Consider the following 14,903-nt stretch of genomic DNA (forward strand, 5'->3'; position numbering starts at 1 on the left):
GGGTGGCGCCGTGAGCGCGCGCCTGCGCGGGATCGCGCGGCAGACGGAGGAGATCGTGGCGGCGGGGGCCCACCGCGCGCCCGACGGACGTACGGTGCCATCGCCGCGGCGGTCGAGGTCGCCCGCACACGGACGCGGATGTACGGCCCGGACGCGGTGGACATAACGCCGGCCGACCAGGTCACCGGGGTCTTGGAGGTCACCGGCGAGAGCAGCCTGGAAGCCGCCGGGCGCCTTGTCGGCCGGTCGGGTGATCCGGTGGCCGTCCTGGAGGTCGTCTGCGCCGTGCTGGACCGCACGGCGGGGACGACGACAAGGCGGCGTTCGAGCGTGCCTTCGGCACCCGGGTGGGCGCCGCCTGACCCCGGGGCTCGGGGCTCAGTTCCAGCCGTAGCGTTCCCGGAGCCGGTGCACCACGAGGTTGAACCGCATCCGGTCCAGCGCGCACGCCTCGCGCCGCATGCCGGCCTCGTGCACCCGAAGGACGCGGTCCACGTCCACCCAGGACTCGCGCCCGGACCGGTCCCAGGGCCCGCTCCCGATCGGCACCCACTCACGGTCGCCGTCGTGCCGCTTGCTGGAGAGCTGCACGGCCAGCAGCGTGCCCGCCGCCTCACGGGCGACCACGAGCACCGGGCGGTCCTTGCCGCGCCCGTCGTTCTCCTCGAACGGCACCCACGTCCAGACGATCTCGCCGGGGTCGGGGTCGCCGTCGTGCGCGGGGGAGTACTCGGTCCGCACCCGGCCCACCTGACGGGGGTCGGCCTCCGTGGTGGCGGAGGGGCCGTAGCGGCCGGGGACGTCTTCTTCGGTAAAGGCAGTCACGCGGCTCACGGTAGAGCGTCACGGAGCACGCGCGCCGGGCGGGTCGGCTGGTGACGCCGCGTCAACTCGCCGTGGCGCCTGCTACGGCTGGGGCGGGTTGTCCTGATCGGGCCGGGACCGCATCTGTTCCCTGAGAGCGTCCGGACCCTTGTCGACCTGACCGGGCCGCGCGCCGTGAGGCTGCGCGCCGGTGGGCTGCCCCGCCTTGTCGTGGCCCTCGCCGACGCGTTCGCCATGGCCCTTGAGCATCTGCCTCAGTTTGTCCATCACGGACATGACACCCTCCTTCGTGGATCTGCCTCCTCCTCCAAGGATCAGGGCCGTTCCCCAGGGGTGCATCCGCTGGAGGACGTGCCGCGTACCCTCCAGGCATGGTTGACCGCTGCTCGGTCGACGCCGGAGGCGTCCGGCTGGCCTGCCGGATCTCGGGATCGCCCGACGCCCCGCCACTCGTCCTGTTGCACGCTCTCGGCGAGGACGGCTCCAGTCGGGACGCGGTTGCGCCGCACCTCGCCCGCAGCCGACGCGTGCACGCCCTCGATCTGCGCGGCCACGGCCGGAGCGACTGGCCGGGTGTGTACTCGCTCGAGCTGATGCGAGCCGATGTGCTCGGCGTCCTGGACGCGCTGGGCCTCGGCACGGTGGAGCTGATCGGGCACTCCCTGGGCGGCGTGGTGGCCTACCTGCTCGCCCAGGACCGTCCGGGGCGGGTGAGCCGGCTCGTCCTGGAGGACGTACCGGTGCCGCGCCCCCGACGCCCGACCGCCCCGGCCCGGCCGGACGGCGACCTGACCTTCGACTGGGAGGTGGTGACGGCGGTCAGGCCGCAGCTCGACACGCCGGATCCCCGCCGGCTGGAGCGGCTCGGCCGGATCACCGCCGAGACCCTCGTGCTCGCCGGCGGTCCCGGCAGCCACATCCCCCAGGACGGCGTCGCGGAACTGGCGCGCCGGGTCCCGCGCGGGCGGGTGGTCACCATCCTGGTCGGGCACCTCATCCATGAGGCCGCCCCGGACGCCTTCACGGACGCCGTCTCGGCCTTCCTGCTGTGAGCCGTCCCCGGGGTCTTTCCCTCCTCGGACACCTCCGGGACTACGGTACCCGCGCTCCGTCGCGCTGCCGGCCACCGGGTACTCCGTGGGCCAGATCCTCGGCCCCCTACTCGGCCCCCTGGCCGTCGCCGCGCTGCTCCACCACGGCTACCGCCAGGCCCGCGCTCCTGGCCGCCGTAGTGGTCCTCGCCGCCGCCCTCGCGGCGGGCGTCCTGCGCATCGGCTTCCCGCACCACCGGGCGGTCGTACGGGGCAGCGCCCCGGGAGACAGGCCCGCCGCGGCGGGCGCGGTACCGGCTTCGACGGACCGTCACTGACGCAGCCGCGCTACTGTCGGGCTGTCGGGACGGCCGCTCGACGACGTACCGCACCGAGGCCACTGACGGGGAGCCGCACATGACCACTGCACGGGACCTGCTGATCGTCGCGCTGGACGCGGCACCCGGCCGTTCCGCCGAACCGGGCGATCTCTCGCTGGCGCTCGCGGGAGCGGAGTTGCTCGACCTCCGGGACGCCCGGGCCCTCACGCTGGACGGAGACGTCGTCGTGCCGGGCGACCCGCCGGTGACCGACGACCGCCTGGTGCGGGAGGCCGCGGCGTCACTCGTCCGGCAGACGCCCCATGAAACGGTCGAGGACTGGCTCTGGCGCCGGGGGCGTGGTCTGTCCTCGGCGTATCTGGCCGCCTTCGAGGACGAGGGACTGCTCAAGCGGCAGCACCGGCGCCTGCTGCCGTCCTGGACCGGTGAGGCGGTGCTGGCCGACTCCGCCGCCCGGCAGCGGGCGGCGGACCGATGGGCCGAGGACGAGCCCGTGCTCGCCGCTCTCGCCACGGCCATCGGTATCCGCGAGACACCCGCCGGAGAGCTGCCGGACGAGACCGACGAGGCGGTGACGACGGTGCTCGCCGCCGTCGACGACGCGGTGACGGAACTGACGGCCGTACGACAACGACGAGCCATCGAAAAGGCGGCCTTCGACAACATCTGGAGGGGGAACTGAGGCGGACGCGGGCCGCCCGCCGGTCCGTCACGGGGCGCCGTCGTCGAGCGGTTGGGACAGTGCCGCCTTGACCTGCCTCGTCCGCTCGTCGGCGAGGACCTCGACCCGGTTGTCGGCCAGAGCCCGCATGGTCTGCTCGGCGACGTCCTCGGCGCCGATCTTCGGCGCGTCCGCCCAGGCGGCCAGTTCCGTGTCCACGAAGCCCGCGTGCACCCCGACCACCAGGGTGCCCTGGTCCCGCAGCCCCTCGCGCAGCGCGCTGGTCAGCGACCACTGCGCCGCTTTGGAGGCCGCATAGCCGGGCCAGCCGGGCCGGCCGACCCAGGACGCCACCGACAGCATGTTCACCAGGGCACCGCCCCCGTTCCGCGCCAGGACGGGCGCGAAGGCACGGGCGACGGCCCAGGTGCCGAAGAAGTTCACCTCCATCGCCTCACGGGCGCCGTCGAGGGAGCCGTCGAAGAGCTTGGTGCCCCAGCCGCCCACACCGGCGTTGTTGATCACAATGCTGACGTCACCCGCCGCGGTGGCGGCCGCGGCGACCTCTTCATGACGGGTGACATCCAGACGCAGCGGCGTGACGTCCGGGTCCGTCACGCTCTCCGGGTCGCGCGCCGTCGCGTAGACCTTGACGGCACCGTGGTCGAGCAACGCGCGGGCGAACGCCCTGCCGATGCCGCGGTTCGCGCCCGTGACCAGGGCCACCGATCCGGCGATGTCCATGGCTCCTCCTCATGCCGTGGGACGGGACTCGTTCGTCCGCCGACGCGCACCACCGCCCCGGGGCCCATCCTTCCCGGGGGACGGCTTCAACTCGTGCTCACGCCGGGTCGTTCGGGTGTTCGCTGAGGGGCGTCGTCTCGACCGTCATCCAGGGTGACAGCGGGAGCGCCTCCAGGACGGCCCCCAGCTGGGTCGTGTCCTCGGCACGCCACAGACCCAGTGTCCGCCCCTGGCCCGGTAGCTGCCACAGTCGTACGAGACGCCCCTGGGCGGCCAGTTCCGCGCACGGACCGCCTCCGCTTCCATGGCCGAGTCGATCACCTGAGCGGGCGTGCCCTCGGCCGCCGAGCGAGTGAAGTGGACCAGGGTTTCCCGGGCACCCTCACGTCCGGGCGCCGCCGGGGACGGGTCGTTGGGGTGCGGTGACAGCGGGGTGGCCTCGTCCGTGCGCCACACGCGCAGCGGCATCGAGGCCGGCACTTCCTCCAGCCGGGCGTCGTCCTCGGCCGTGAACAGCCCCAGCGTGCGCCACTCGCCGGGCCGGAGCGGCGGGCGCCACAGGCGGAGCAGGTGCCCCGGTGCGGCCGGCTCACGCGAGTGCGCGGCCTCACGGGCGCGGATGTCCGTGACGGCTTCCTCCGGTGTGCCCTCCGGGACGTGGGTGGTCATCGTGACGAGGTGTTCCATGGCGCGACTCCCGTTGCGGCTCGCTGTGCCCTCCGCATCACCATCACGCGCGGCGCGGCGGCGCGCACCCTTGCCGACCGTGCTCCGGATCCGGTTCCGCACGCCGGCACTACCTGTCAGGGTGGTGACGTGAATCTCATCCGGGTCACCATCGAGGCCCCGGCCGCCCGAGCCGAGGCCCGGCCGGCCGGGGTCACCGGCCGGCGCGCCGCAGAACGCTCTTCGGGCGTACGGGATCCGAGTCCCGTACGCCCGAAGCCTCAGCGCCTCACTGCCGAAGGACTCATCCCTCGTCCTTCTCCACCGCGACCTTCTCCGGTCGCGGCGGCACGGACCCGTTCAGCCCGGCCGTCCCCGCCGCCGGCGCCGCGTTCTGGTTCATCGAGGACAGCAACTGGCGGGCGAGCCCCAGGCCGGTGCCGCCCATCGTCAGGGCCTTGGCGAACATGTCGGCCATGCCGTCCGCCCCGTTGAGCAGCACCATGTTGTCGACGTTGCCGAACGCCGACGCGCCCGCCTGGACGATCTCCGGCCACTTCTCGGCGAGTTGCTGCGCCACCACGGCCTCCTGGTTGTCCGCGAGGGCCGCGGCGCGTGCCTTGATGGCCTCCGCCTCCGCAAGGCCCTGGGCGCGGGTCGCCTCCGCCTCGGCCAGGCCCTTCGCCTGAGCCGCGGCCGCCTCGGCCTCACCGGTCGCGCGGGTCGCCTCGGCCGCCGCCGCACCGCGCGTCTTGGTCGCCTCGGCCTCCGCCGCCGCGGCCGCCTTGACCCGCGTCGCCTCGGCCGCCGCCGCCAGCTCGGTCTCCTTCGCGTTCGCCTGCGCCGCCGAGATCCGCGCGTCACGCTCGGCCTCAGCCAGCGTGCGCTTCTCGTACGCCTTCGCGTCCGCGGGCTTGCGGACGTCCGCCTGGAGCTGCTGCTCGCGCCGGTGCGCCTCCAGTTCCGCGACCCGGGTCTCCTGCACCACGACCTCCTGGCGGGCCGCGGCATCCGCGAGCGGACCGGCCTGGCGCGCCTTGGCGGCCGCCTTGTCCCGCTCGGCCTGGTACCCGGCCTGCAGGATCTCGCTGTCCCGCGTCGCCTCCGCCATCCGCGCGAACGACTGCTGCTCAGCCTCGGTGGCGAGACGGTTCGACTCCGCCTGCGCGATGCGCGCGTCCCGCTGCACCGCCGCGGCGTGCGGCGCGGCCAGGTTCCGGATGTACCCCGTCGGGTCCTCGATCTCGTGGATCTGCAGCGAGTCCACGATCAGACCGAGCTTCTCCATCTCCGTACCGCAGGCGGCCCGGGTCTGCCCGGTGAGCTTCTCCCGGTCCCGGATCATGTCCTCGACCGTCAACCCGCCCACGATGGACCGCAGATGATCGGCGAAGACGTTGTGCACGCGCTCCGACATCAGCTTCTGCTGGTCCAGGAAGCGGCGGGCCGCGTTGGCGATCGACACGAAGTCGTCGCCCACCTTGAAGATGACCACGCCCCGCACCTTCAGCGGAATGCCCTGATGGGTCACGCAGTCCACGTGCAGTTCGGTCTCGTTGAGGTCGAGCGACAGCTTACGCACCGCCTGCACGCCCGGCAGGACCAACGTGCCGCGCCCCGTGACGATGCGGAAGCCCATCCCTTCCTCGAGACCCTCCGTCCGATGCTTCGAACCGGAGATGATCAGTGCTTCGTTGGGCTCCGCGACACGCCACATGAGCTTGAAGATCCCAACGATGACAAGCAGCGCGAGGACGGCAGCCCCCGCGACGACGCCGATGACCATCGGCATACGCCCCCTTTGCCTGGTGCCGGGTCGGCACCGAACGAAGGCGAGTCTGCGCCCCCGCAAGCCCGGGGTGAAGACACTGACGGAACCTTGTTGCAATCTTGACGCCCACGCCTCTCACCTGCGGTGAGAGGGGTTCAACTGTCGTACAGGGCCTCGACGTAGACGGTGCGGGGCGGCAGATACTCCACCACCATCACCACCGCGCCCCGCTCGATGCGGCCGGTTCCGCCCGCGGGATACGCGAGGAAGTGCTCGGCCCCGCCGCGCACGCGGACGATCACCTCGCCCACCAGTCCGGGCCCGACGGTACCGGTGACACGTCCCATCAAGCCGACCATCGGCGCATCGTCCATGGTCACAGGGTACGGTCCGCACGCTCCTGCGTCGCCGGCGCGTCCAGGGCGCCCGCGTACCGCGGCCACCGCCCGTCCCAGCGCCGGTCCGCCTCCAACTGGGCCGCCAGCGACACCAGAAGAGGCTCGCTGTTCGCCGGGCCCAGCAACTGCGCGCCCACGGGTAGACCGTCACCGACGAAACCCGCGGGCACGCTGATCCCCGGCCAGCCCAGCACGTTCCACGGCCAGGCGTACGGACACGCCGCGATCATCGCCCGGTCCGTGTTCCAGCCGTTCATGTTCGCCAGCGTTCCGATGCGCGGCGGGGGAGCGGCCGTCGTCGGCGCGAGGAGGACGTCGTACGTCGTGAACAGCGCCCCCACACGTCGGTGCAGCGTCGCCTCCGCCCGCCGCGCCACGCGCAGCGGAGCCCCACCGAGCAGCCGGCCCAGGCGTGCGGCGTCGCGGGTGCGCCGGTCGAGCAGGTCCGGGCACGGCACGTTGCGCACCCACTCGGCCAGCCCTGCGGTCGCCCGCGGCACGAACGCCAGCCCGATCTGCCCGTACCGCGGCTCCGCCCCCTCGACCACGTGCCCGAGCGCGGCGAGCCGCTCCGCGAGCGCGAGCACCCGCTCCCGTACGCGGGGATCGAGCCGCGCCGGCAACGCCGTGAACGGCGGCTTCAGCGAGAGGGCGATCCGCAGCCGGCCCGGGTCGCGTCCCACCGCGGCACAGACGTCCAATACGGGCGGGCGGTGCCGCTCGCCGTCGTGGTTCCCGCTCGCCGCGTCCAGGAGCAGCGCCGCGTCCGCGACCGTACGGGCGAGCGTGCCGTTGACCGTGATGCCGTAGAAGGACTCGGGGCTCGGCCAGGTCGAGATCCGGCCGCGCTGGGGTTTGATGCCGACCAGGTGCGTCCAGGCGGCCGGGATACGGACCGACCCGGCGCCGTCCGAGCCCAGCGCGGCCGGCACCAGGCCCGCCGCGACCGCCGCCGCGGAGCCGCCGGACGAGCCGCCCGGTGTGTGGCGGAGGTTCCACGGGTTGCGGGTGGCGCCGAAGGCGGGCCCCTCGGTGAACGGCCACTGCCCCAGCTCGCAGGTGTTGGTCTTGCCGACGATCACCGCGCCGGCCGCCCGCAGCCGCCGTACCGCCTCGCCGTCCTCGGCCGCCGGCGGGAACTCACCCGGGCAGCCGAACGCGGTGGGCTCGCCCGCCACGTCCATGTCGTCCTTGACCGCCACCGGCACCCCGAGCAGTGGCCGCCGCACCCCGGCCGCCAGCAGCCTGTCGGCCGCCTCCGCCTCGGCGAGCGCGGCCTCGGCGCGCACCACGCGGAACGCGTTCACCGTGGGCTGCGCCGCCTGGATCCGGGCCAGCGTGCGTTCCACGAGTTCCCGGGAGGTCGTCTCGCCGGCGGCGAGCGCGCGGGCGCACTCCACCGGTCCCGGAATGCGGTCGGACGTCATGGGGACACCTCCGCGGAACCGTCTTATACCGAACGGTAACCTGTGCGGGCGCCGTACGACAGCGATTGCGCAACTTCCCTTGTGGCAGGGGTGGTTACGGCCACGAGCGCACCCCGGGAACGCGCGGTGTGAGCGTTCTGCGAAGATGCGGTACGTCATGGTGCAGATACCGGAACAGCCCGTCCCTTGGTCGCCCGCACCACCCGCCGTGCCGACGAGTGCCGATGTGGCACGCCTGGCCGGTGTCTCGCGCGCGACCGTCTCCTACGTCCTCAACAACACCAGCGCTGTACGCATCAGCGAACCCACCCGCCGCCGCGTCCACGAGGCCGCCAAGGAACTGGGGTACGTCCCGCACGCAGCCGCCCGCAGCCTGCGCGCCGGACACAGCCGCATGGTGCTCGTGCCCTCCCCGAACGTGCCCGCGGGCCCGCTGTACAGCCGGTTCCTGAGCGAACTGCAGTGGGCGCTCAGCCGGCTCGACTACACGGTCGTGCAGTACGGCGGCATCGGCCTCGACCGCGACGAGGCGGCCCGTGCCTGGGCGGAACTGCGGCCGGTCGCGGTCATCGTGCCCGGCGGCGGCCTCGGCGCCGAGGGCGTCCACGTCCTCAAGCGCTCCGGCGCCCGCGCCGTCGTCACCCTCGGCTCCGAACGCGTCGAGGGCGCGCACACGCTGCTCCTGGACCAGGACGGAGTGGGACACAGCGCCGGGGTCCATCTGCTGGCCCGCGGCCGCCGCCGCGTCGGTGTGGTCATGCCCGAGGAGCCCGGTCTGGAGTTCTTCTCCAGGCCCCGGCTGGAAGGCGTGCGGCGCGCCCTGGAGGGCACCGACGCAACCGTCACCGTGCTGCCGCTCGCCTACGAGGAGGACTCCGCAGCCCGGCTGGCCGGGCGCTGGCGCTCCCTGGGCCTGGACTCCGTCTTCGCGTACAACGACGAGTACGCGATGCTCCTGATGCGCGCCCTGCAGGACGAGGGCGTGGACATCCCGGAGGAGACGGCCGTGGTCGGCGCCGACGACCTGATGTTCGGCCGGCTGCTGCGCCCGCGGCTGAGCACCGTCCACATCGAACTGCCGTCCGGACGCGACCTCGCCGAGCTGGTCGACCGCGCGGTGCGCGATCCTGGAGGTGTGCCGGAGGTGCACGAGGTGTTCGGGGCACGGATCGTGCACCGCGAATCGAGCTGAGCACCCGGGACGAGGACCTCCGGGCGCACCGTGCGCCCCCGCCCGGTGCCGGATCGGAGAGCCTCATGCTGCTCGACACGCGGACCTGGCAGCCGCAGCCGCTGACGGGCGCCGAGTACACCGTCACCGAGCCCGCCACCGGAGAGTCGCTCGGCACCGTCACGCTCGCCTCCGAACAGGACGTCGAGACCGCCGCCCGGGCCGCCGTCACCGCCCAGAGCGCCTGGGCGAGGACCCCCTACAGCGTGCGCGCCGCCGTGCTCCGAAGGGCCGGCGACCTGCTCGCCGCGCACACCGCCGAGCTGCGCGACTGGCTCGTCCGCGAGTCCGGTTCCGTCCCGGACAAGGCCGGCTTCGAGCTGCACGTCGCCGCCCAGGAGTGCTACGAGGCGGCGGCGCTCGCGTCCCACCCGACGGGGCAGGTCCTGCCCTCCGAGGCGCCCCGGCTGTCGTACACGCGCCGTGTCCCCGTCGGCGTGGTGGGCGTGATCGCCCCGTTCAGCGCCCCGCTGATCCTCGCGGTCCGCTCCGGCGCACCGGCCCTCGCCCTCGGCAACGCCGTCGTGCTCAAACCCGACCCGCGCACCGCCGTGTGCGGCGGCCTCGCCGTGGCCGCCGTGTTCGCCGAGGCGGGACTGCCCGAGGGCCTGCTGCACGTCCTGCCCGGCGGACCCGACGTGGGCCAGGAACTGGTCGCCGACCCGCGCGTCCCGGTGATCTCCTTCACCGGGACGACCGCCGCCGGCCGCGCGATCGCCGAGGCCGGCGGACACCACCTGAAACGGGTCCACCTGGAGCTCGGAGGCAACTCCGCGCTGATCGTCCTCGAGGACGCCGACCTCGACGCCGTCGTCTCCACCGCGGCCTGGGGGTCCTTCTTCCACCAGGGCCAGATCTGCATGACGACCGGCCGTCACCTCGTCCACGCGTCCCTGTACGACGAGTACGTCGAGCGGCTCGCCGCCAAGGCCGACACGCTCACCGTTGGCGACCCCTACCGAGAGAAGGTGCACCTCGGCCCCGTCATCGACGCGAGCCAACTCGCCCGGATCCACGGGCTGGTGGTGGCCAGCACCGCCCGCGGCGCGAAGCTCGTGGCGGGCGGCACGTACCGTGGCCTGTTCTACCGGCCGACGGTGCTGGCCGGAGCCGACGACACGACACCGGCGTACACGGAGGAGGTCTTCGGGCCGGTCGCACCCGTACGCCCCTTCACGACAACGGGAGAGGCCGTCGGCCTCGCCTCCGCGGGACCGTACGGCCTCTCCCTGGGCATCGTCACGCGGGACGCCGCGCGCGGCCTCGACCTGGCCGAGCGGATCCCGACGGGCATGGCCCACATCAACGACCAGACCGTGACCGACGAGGCTGTCGCGCCCTTCGGCGGTCTCGCCGCCTCCGGCACCGGCGCGCGCTTCGGTGGCGAGGCCAATCTGGACGCCTTCACCCACCTGCGCTGGACCACGGTGCGCGGGGAGGTGGCGACGTACCCCTTCTGACCGCCCTGCCGGCAGCCGTCACTCGCCGTTCTGCTCGACCTCGGCCTGCTGCTCGGCCACCGCCTTGCGGACCTCGTCCATGTCCAGCCTGCGGGCCTGCCCGATCACGTCGTCCAGAGCGGCCTGCGGCAGGGCGCCCGGCTGCGCGAACACGGCGACCCGGTCCCGGACGATCATCAGCGTCGGGATCGACTGGATGCCGAACGCCGCCGCGAGCTCAGGCTGCGCCTCGGTGTCCACCTTGGCGAACACCAGGTCAGGGTTGTCCTCGGCGGCCTTCTCGTACACCGGCGCGAACTGACGGCACGGCCCGCACCAGGACGCCCAGAAGTCGATCAGGACGAAGTCGTTGTCCTGGACCGTCTGGTCGAAGTTCTCCTTGGTGAGCTCCACGGTGTTGCTCATGGCGTATCCCTCTTCCTGATGTCGGGGCCGAGCCGCTGTCGTCAACTGTCACAGTTGGTCACGTATTCCGCGCCCCACCCCTGTGGTCACCGGGCACACCACCCACCAGACTGTCCCCATGACGGAAACGGAATCCATCGCGTACGACGTCGTGGTGCTCGGAGCCGGGCCCGTGGGGGAGAACGTCGCCGACCGCACCCGTGCGGCCGGCCTGTCCACCGCGGTCGTGGAGAGCGAGCTGGTCGGCGGCGAATGCTCCTACTGGGCGTGCGTCCCCAGCAAGGCACTGCTCCGTCCGGTGATCGCCCGCGCCGACGCCCGCCGCGTCCCCGGCCTCGCCGGGCTCGCGCAGGGCCCCCTCGACGCCGCCGCGGTCCTCGCGCACCGGAACTACGAGGTCGGGGACTGGAAGGACGACGGGCAGGTCTCCTGGCTGGACGGCATCGGGGCCGACCTCTACCGGGGCCACGGACGGCTGGACGGGCCACGCAGGGTCACGGTGACCGGCCCGGACGGCGAGCGGCGTGTGCTGTCCGCCCGGCACGCGGTGGCCGTGTGCACCGGCAGCGACGCCCAGCTGCCCGACCTGCCCGGGATCGCCGAGGTGAACCCGTGGACCAGCCGTGAGGCGACCAGCGCCCAGTCCGTCCCCGGCCGGCTGATCGTCGTGGGCGGCGGTGTGGTGGCCGCCGAGATGGCCACCGCCTGGCAGGCCCTCGGCTCCCAGGTCACCGTCCTGGTCCGCGGCAAGGGCCTGCTGCCGCGCATGGAGCCGTTCGCCGGGGAACTGGTCGCCGAGGCGCTCGTCGAGGCGGGCGCGGACGTGCGCACCGGCACCGCGGTGGAGTCGGTGCGGCGCGAGGGCGACACCGTCGTGGTCGTCACGGACGCCGGCGACCGCCTCGAGGCCGACGAGATCCTCTTCGCCACCGGCCGGACCCCGCGCACCGGCGACATCGGCCTCGACACGGTCGGCCTGGAGCCCGGCTCCTGGCTGCCGGTCGACGACACCCTGCGGGTGGCGGGCAGCGAGTGGCTGTACGCGGTCGGCGACGTCAACCACCGCGCCCTCCTCACCCACCAGGGCAAGTACCAGGCCCGGATCGCGGGCGCGGCGATCGCGGCCCGCGCGGCGCACGTCCCGCTGCTGGAGACGGACCGCTGGGGCGTCCACTCCGCCACCGCCGACCACGCGGCCGTCCCGCAGGTCGTCTTCACCGACCCGGAAGCGGCGGCCGTGGGCCTGTCGCTGGCCGAGGCGGAGCAGGCGGGCCGCCGGGTGCGCTCCGTGGACGTCGAGTTCTCCTCGGTGGCGGGCGCGAACCTGTTCGCCGACGGCTACCGCGGCCGCGCCCGCATGGTCGTCGACCTGGACAGCGAGACCCTGCTGGGCGTCACGTTCGTCGGCCCCGGCGTCGGCGAACTCATCCACTCCGCGAGCATCGCCGTCGCCGGCGAGGTGCCCATCGACCGTCTGTGGCACGCGGTGCCGTCGTTCCCGACGATCAGCGAGGTGTGGCTGCGGCTGCTGGAGGCGTACCGGGGCTGACACCGCTAGCCTCAGTCGGGCAGCGTGAACCCCAGTTCTCGCGCTGCCCGTTCCGGCGTCGGCTGGGCCCACCGCGCCGCCACCGCCTCGTTCGTCGACAGCGAGCGCAGCTCGGCGCGGTCCAGGTAGAGCGTGCCGTCCAGGTGGTCCGTCTCGTGCTGGACGATGCGCGCCGGCCAGCCCGTGAACTCCTCGTCCACGGCGGCCCCGTGCTCGTCCAGCGCCCGCAGCCGCACCCGGGCGTGCCGGGCCACCACGGCCTGCCAGCCGGGCACGCTCAGACAGCCCTCGAAGAACGCGGCGCGCTCGGTGCCGACCGCCTCGTACGACGGGTTGACCAGCACCCGGAACGGCTGCGGCACCCGCCCGCGCGCCACCCGGACCTCCTCCGGGACCGGCGCCGGGTCCTCGATGACCGCGATCCGCAATTCCACCCCGACCTGCGGCGCGGCGAGGCCCACGCCCGGCGCCGCGTGCATCGTCACGCGCAGGGCCTCGACGAAGCGGGCCAGCAGCGCGGGCCCCAACTGCCCGTCGAACGGCTCGGCGCCGGAGCGCAGCACCGGATGACCGGCGGCGACGACCGGCAACGGGCCACCGGCGGCGAGCAGTTCCTCGACCTGCTCGGTCAGGGGCTTGTGGTCACGCGGAGATCCCATCGCGCCAGCATGCCACGGCCCCGTCGGCGCCTCCGTGTGACGCACGCCACGTACGCCTGCCGGAACCCGGCCCCGTCCTGCCCCGACCTCTGGACCGCCACCGCTGAGACACGAGCCCCCGGAGAGGTCCGCCGATGCCCACCGCTCCCTCGCCCACGACGGACGAGTCCTCGCAGTCCGTCGCCTCCTCACCTTCGCGATGGGCGCCCTTGCGGCCCCTGGTGCTGCGCCTGCACTTCTACGCCGGCCTTCTCGTCGCCCCGTTCCTGCTGGTAGCCGCCCTGACAGGATTCCTGTACGCCGCCTCGTTCCAGGCGGAGAAGATCGTCTACGCCGACGAGCTGACCGTCCCGGTCGGCGGTGGCAAGCTGCCGATCAGCGAGCAGGTCGCCGCCGCCCGCAAGGCCCACCCCGAGGGCGCGCTGTCCGCCGTACGGCCCTCCCCGGCGAAGGACGCCACCACCAGGGTGCTGCTGTCCGGCGTCCCCGGCGTCGCCGAGGACCACACGCTCGCCGTCTTCGTCGACCCCTACACCGGGAAGGTGCGCGGCGCCCTGGAGCAGTACGGCTCCACCGGCGCCCTGCCGCTGCGCACCTGGATCGACGAGTTCCACCGCGATCTGCACCTCGGGCAGAACGGACGGCTCTACAGCGAACTCGCCGCCAGCTGGCTGTGGGTGATCGCCGCTGGGGGCCTGCTGCTGTGGTTCGCGCGCCGGCGTTCACAGCGCGCGGTCCGCGGCACGAGCGGCCGCCGCCGCACCCTCGGTCTGCACGGCACGGTCGGCGTGTGGGCCGCAGCCGGGTTCTTCTTCCTCTCGGCGACGGGCCTGACCTGGTCCACCTACGCGGGGGCCAACGTCGACGAACTGCGCACCTCGCTCGGCCAGGCCACCCCGTCGGTCTCGGCAGCCGTGGGCGGCGAGCACGCGGGTCACGGCTCCGCGTCGGCCACCGGCGGCGGCGAGCACGGCGTGGGCCTCGACGCGGTGCTGGCGGCGGCACGCGGGAAGGGGCTCAGCGACCCGGTGGAGATCGTCCCGCCCGCCGACGCGACCTCCGCGTACGTCGTGAAGCAGGTGTAGCGCAGCTGGCCCGAGAAGCAGGACTCGGTCGCCGTCGATCCGGCCACCGGCAAGGTCACCGACGTCGTGCGCTTCGCGGACCACCCGGTCCTGGCCAAGCTGACCCGCTGGGGCATCGACCTGCACACCGGCGTCCTCTTCGGGATCGTCAACCAGATGGCCCTGATGGCCCTCGCGCTCTGCCTGGTCCTGCTGATCGTCTGGGGATACCGCATGTGGTGGCAGCGCGGCCGGGCGGGCGCGTTCGGGCGGCCGATCCCGCGCGGCGCCTGGCAGCACGTGCCGCCACAGATCCTCGTGCCCTGCATGGCGGCGATCGCGGTCCTCGGCTATTTCGTTCCGCTGCTCGGCATACCGCTCGCGGCGTTCATCGCGGTGGACGTCGTGCTGGGCGAGACCGCCCATCGGCGCGGCAGGCGCAAGTACGGCGGTCGCGCGGCGTGATCCGACGGGCGGACGTGGATGCCGGACGGAGACGACAGGTGCGCCACCGGGTCACGCTCCACGACCTGTCCGACCCCCTTGATCCGGGACGGGCGGCCCACAGGCGGCCCGGTGCCGGAGGGCGACGTGACCTCGGAATGACGTGTCCGACGAGGTCTCGCCGGTCTTGTCCTCGCCGAAGCCGTACCAGGTGCTCCCCACCTTGA

The 14,903-nt window shown here is 73.5% G+C and carries 14 protein-coding genes and 3 pseudogenes; 7 read left to right on the plus strand and 10 right to left on the minus strand.

Annotated features, from left to right (window positions below; genetic code table 11):
• Window positions 1-10: 10 nt before the first annotated feature.
• A pseudogene (locus tag AB0N14_RS22910) lies at window positions 11-270 on the plus strand (poly(ADP-ribose) glycohydrolase domain-containing protein); the annotation flags it as partial.
• Between the two features lie 108 nt (window positions 271-378).
• Here AB0N14_RS22910 and AB0N14_RS22915 read toward each other — a convergent pair.
• Window positions 379-825 (minus strand): type II toxin-antitoxin system PemK/MazF family toxin, encoded by a 447-nt coding sequence (locus tag AB0N14_RS22915; protein ID WP_366027562.1) that lies wholly within the window; start codon window positions 823-825, stop codon window positions 379-381.
• An 81-nt stretch (window positions 826-906) separates the two neighbouring features.
• Window positions 907-1,101 (minus strand): antitoxin, encoded by a 195-nt coding sequence (locus tag AB0N14_RS22920; protein ID WP_366027563.1) that lies wholly within the window; start codon window positions 1,099-1,101, stop codon window positions 907-909.
• Window positions 1,102-1,196: 95 nt separating this feature from the next.
• On the opposite strand from AB0N14_RS22920, the gene AB0N14_RS22925 reads away from it, so the two are divergent.
• Both AB0N14_RS22925 and AB0N14_RS22930 read left to right on the plus strand, forming a co-directional pair.
• Complete coding sequence (locus AB0N14_RS22925) at window positions 1,197-1,877, plus strand: alpha/beta hydrolase (RefSeq protein WP_366027564.1); 681 nt, start codon at window positions 1,197-1,199, stop codon at window positions 1,875-1,877.
• A 396-nt stretch (window positions 1,878-2,273) separates the two neighbouring features.
• A complete protein-coding gene (locus AB0N14_RS22930; protein ID WP_366027565.1) occupies window positions 2,274-2,879 on the plus strand; it encodes a GPP34 family phosphoprotein in 606 nt (201 codons plus the stop codon).
• A 27-nt stretch (window positions 2,880-2,906) separates the two neighbouring features.
• Here AB0N14_RS22930 and AB0N14_RS22935 read toward each other — a convergent pair whose 3' ends face one another.
• The 6 genes and pseudogenes from AB0N14_RS22935 to AB0N14_RS22960 form a co-directional block, all read right to left on the minus strand.
• On the minus strand, window positions 2,907-3,602 hold the full coding sequence (locus AB0N14_RS22935) for an SDR family oxidoreductase (RefSeq protein ID WP_366027566.1): 696 nt from the start codon (window positions 3,600-3,602) through the stop codon (window positions 2,907-2,909).
• A gap of 97 nt (window positions 3,603-3,699) precedes the next feature.
• The gene (locus AB0N14_RS22940; protein ID WP_366027658.1) at window positions 3,700-3,879 is read right to left on the minus strand and encodes a muconolactone Delta-isomerase family protein; all 180 of its coding nucleotides are present in this window, start codon (window positions 3,877-3,879) and stop codon (window positions 3,700-3,702) included.
• 143 nt (window positions 3,880-4,022) lie between these two features.
• Window positions 4,023-4,289, minus strand: a pseudogene (locus tag AB0N14_RS22945) (muconolactone Delta-isomerase family protein); the annotation flags it as partial.
• Between the two features lie 283 nt (window positions 4,290-4,572).
• Window positions 4,573-6,060, minus strand: a complete 1,488-nt coding sequence (locus tag AB0N14_RS22950) for an SPFH domain-containing protein (RefSeq protein ID WP_366027567.1) — start codon at window positions 6,058-6,060, stop codon at window positions 4,573-4,575.
• Between the two features lie 134 nt (window positions 6,061-6,194).
• Window positions 6,195-6,413 (minus strand): hypothetical protein, encoded by a 219-nt coding sequence (locus AB0N14_RS22955; protein ID WP_366027568.1) that lies wholly within the window; start codon window positions 6,411-6,413, stop codon window positions 6,195-6,197.
• Window positions 6,414-6,415: 2 nt separating this feature from the next.
• On the minus strand, window positions 6,416-7,864 hold the full coding sequence (locus AB0N14_RS22960; protein ID WP_366027569.1) for an amidase: 1,449 nt from the start codon (window positions 7,862-7,864) through the stop codon (window positions 6,416-6,418).
• A 157-nt stretch (window positions 7,865-8,021) separates the two neighbouring features.
• On the opposite strand from AB0N14_RS22960, the gene AB0N14_RS22965 reads away from it, so the two are divergent.
• Together AB0N14_RS22965 and AB0N14_RS22970 are read left to right on the plus strand one after the other, a co-directional pair.
• Complete coding sequence (locus tag AB0N14_RS22965; protein WP_366027570.1) at window positions 8,022-9,056, plus strand: LacI family DNA-binding transcriptional regulator; 1,035 nt, start codon at window positions 8,022-8,024, stop codon at window positions 9,054-9,056.
• Window positions 9,057-9,121: 65 nt separating this feature from the next.
• Window positions 9,122-10,555, plus strand: coding sequence for a benzaldehyde dehydrogenase (locus AB0N14_RS22970; protein ID WP_366027571.1), 1,434 nt, complete (start codon window positions 9,122-9,124; stop codon window positions 10,553-10,555).
• Window positions 10,556-10,573: 18 nt separating this feature from the next.
• Here AB0N14_RS22970 and trxA read toward each other — a convergent pair whose 3' ends face one another.
• Window positions 10,574-11,005 (minus strand): thioredoxin, encoded by a 432-nt coding sequence (trxA, locus tag AB0N14_RS22975; RefSeq protein ID WP_366027572.1) that lies wholly within the window; start codon window positions 11,003-11,005, stop codon window positions 10,574-10,576.
• A gap of 73 nt (window positions 11,006-11,078) precedes the next feature.
• Here trxA and AB0N14_RS22980 point away from each other — a divergent pair, with 73 nt between their 5' ends.
• Window positions 11,079-12,509, plus strand: a complete 1,431-nt coding sequence (locus AB0N14_RS22980) for an NAD(P)/FAD-dependent oxidoreductase (RefSeq protein ID WP_366027573.1) — start codon at window positions 11,079-11,081, stop codon at window positions 12,507-12,509.
• Between the two features lie 11 nt (window positions 12,510-12,520).
• Here the strand turns inward: AB0N14_RS22980 and AB0N14_RS22985 are convergent, their stop codons facing one another.
• On the minus strand, window positions 12,521-13,168 hold the full coding sequence (locus AB0N14_RS22985; RefSeq protein WP_366027574.1) for a peptide deformylase: 648 nt from the start codon (window positions 13,166-13,168) through the stop codon (window positions 12,521-12,523).
• Between the two features lie 134 nt (window positions 13,169-13,302).
• On the opposite strand from AB0N14_RS22985, the pseudogene AB0N14_RS22990 reads away from it, so the two are divergent.
• Window positions 13,303-14,697, plus strand: a pseudogene (locus tag AB0N14_RS22990) (PepSY-associated TM helix domain-containing protein).
• Window positions 14,698-14,903: the final 206 nt, after the last annotated feature.

It is taken from the genome of Streptomyces sp. NPDC051104 (assembly GCF_040682835.1).
Lineage (GTDB): Bacteria > Actinomycetota > Actinomycetes > Streptomycetales > Streptomycetaceae > Streptomyces > Streptomyces cynarae.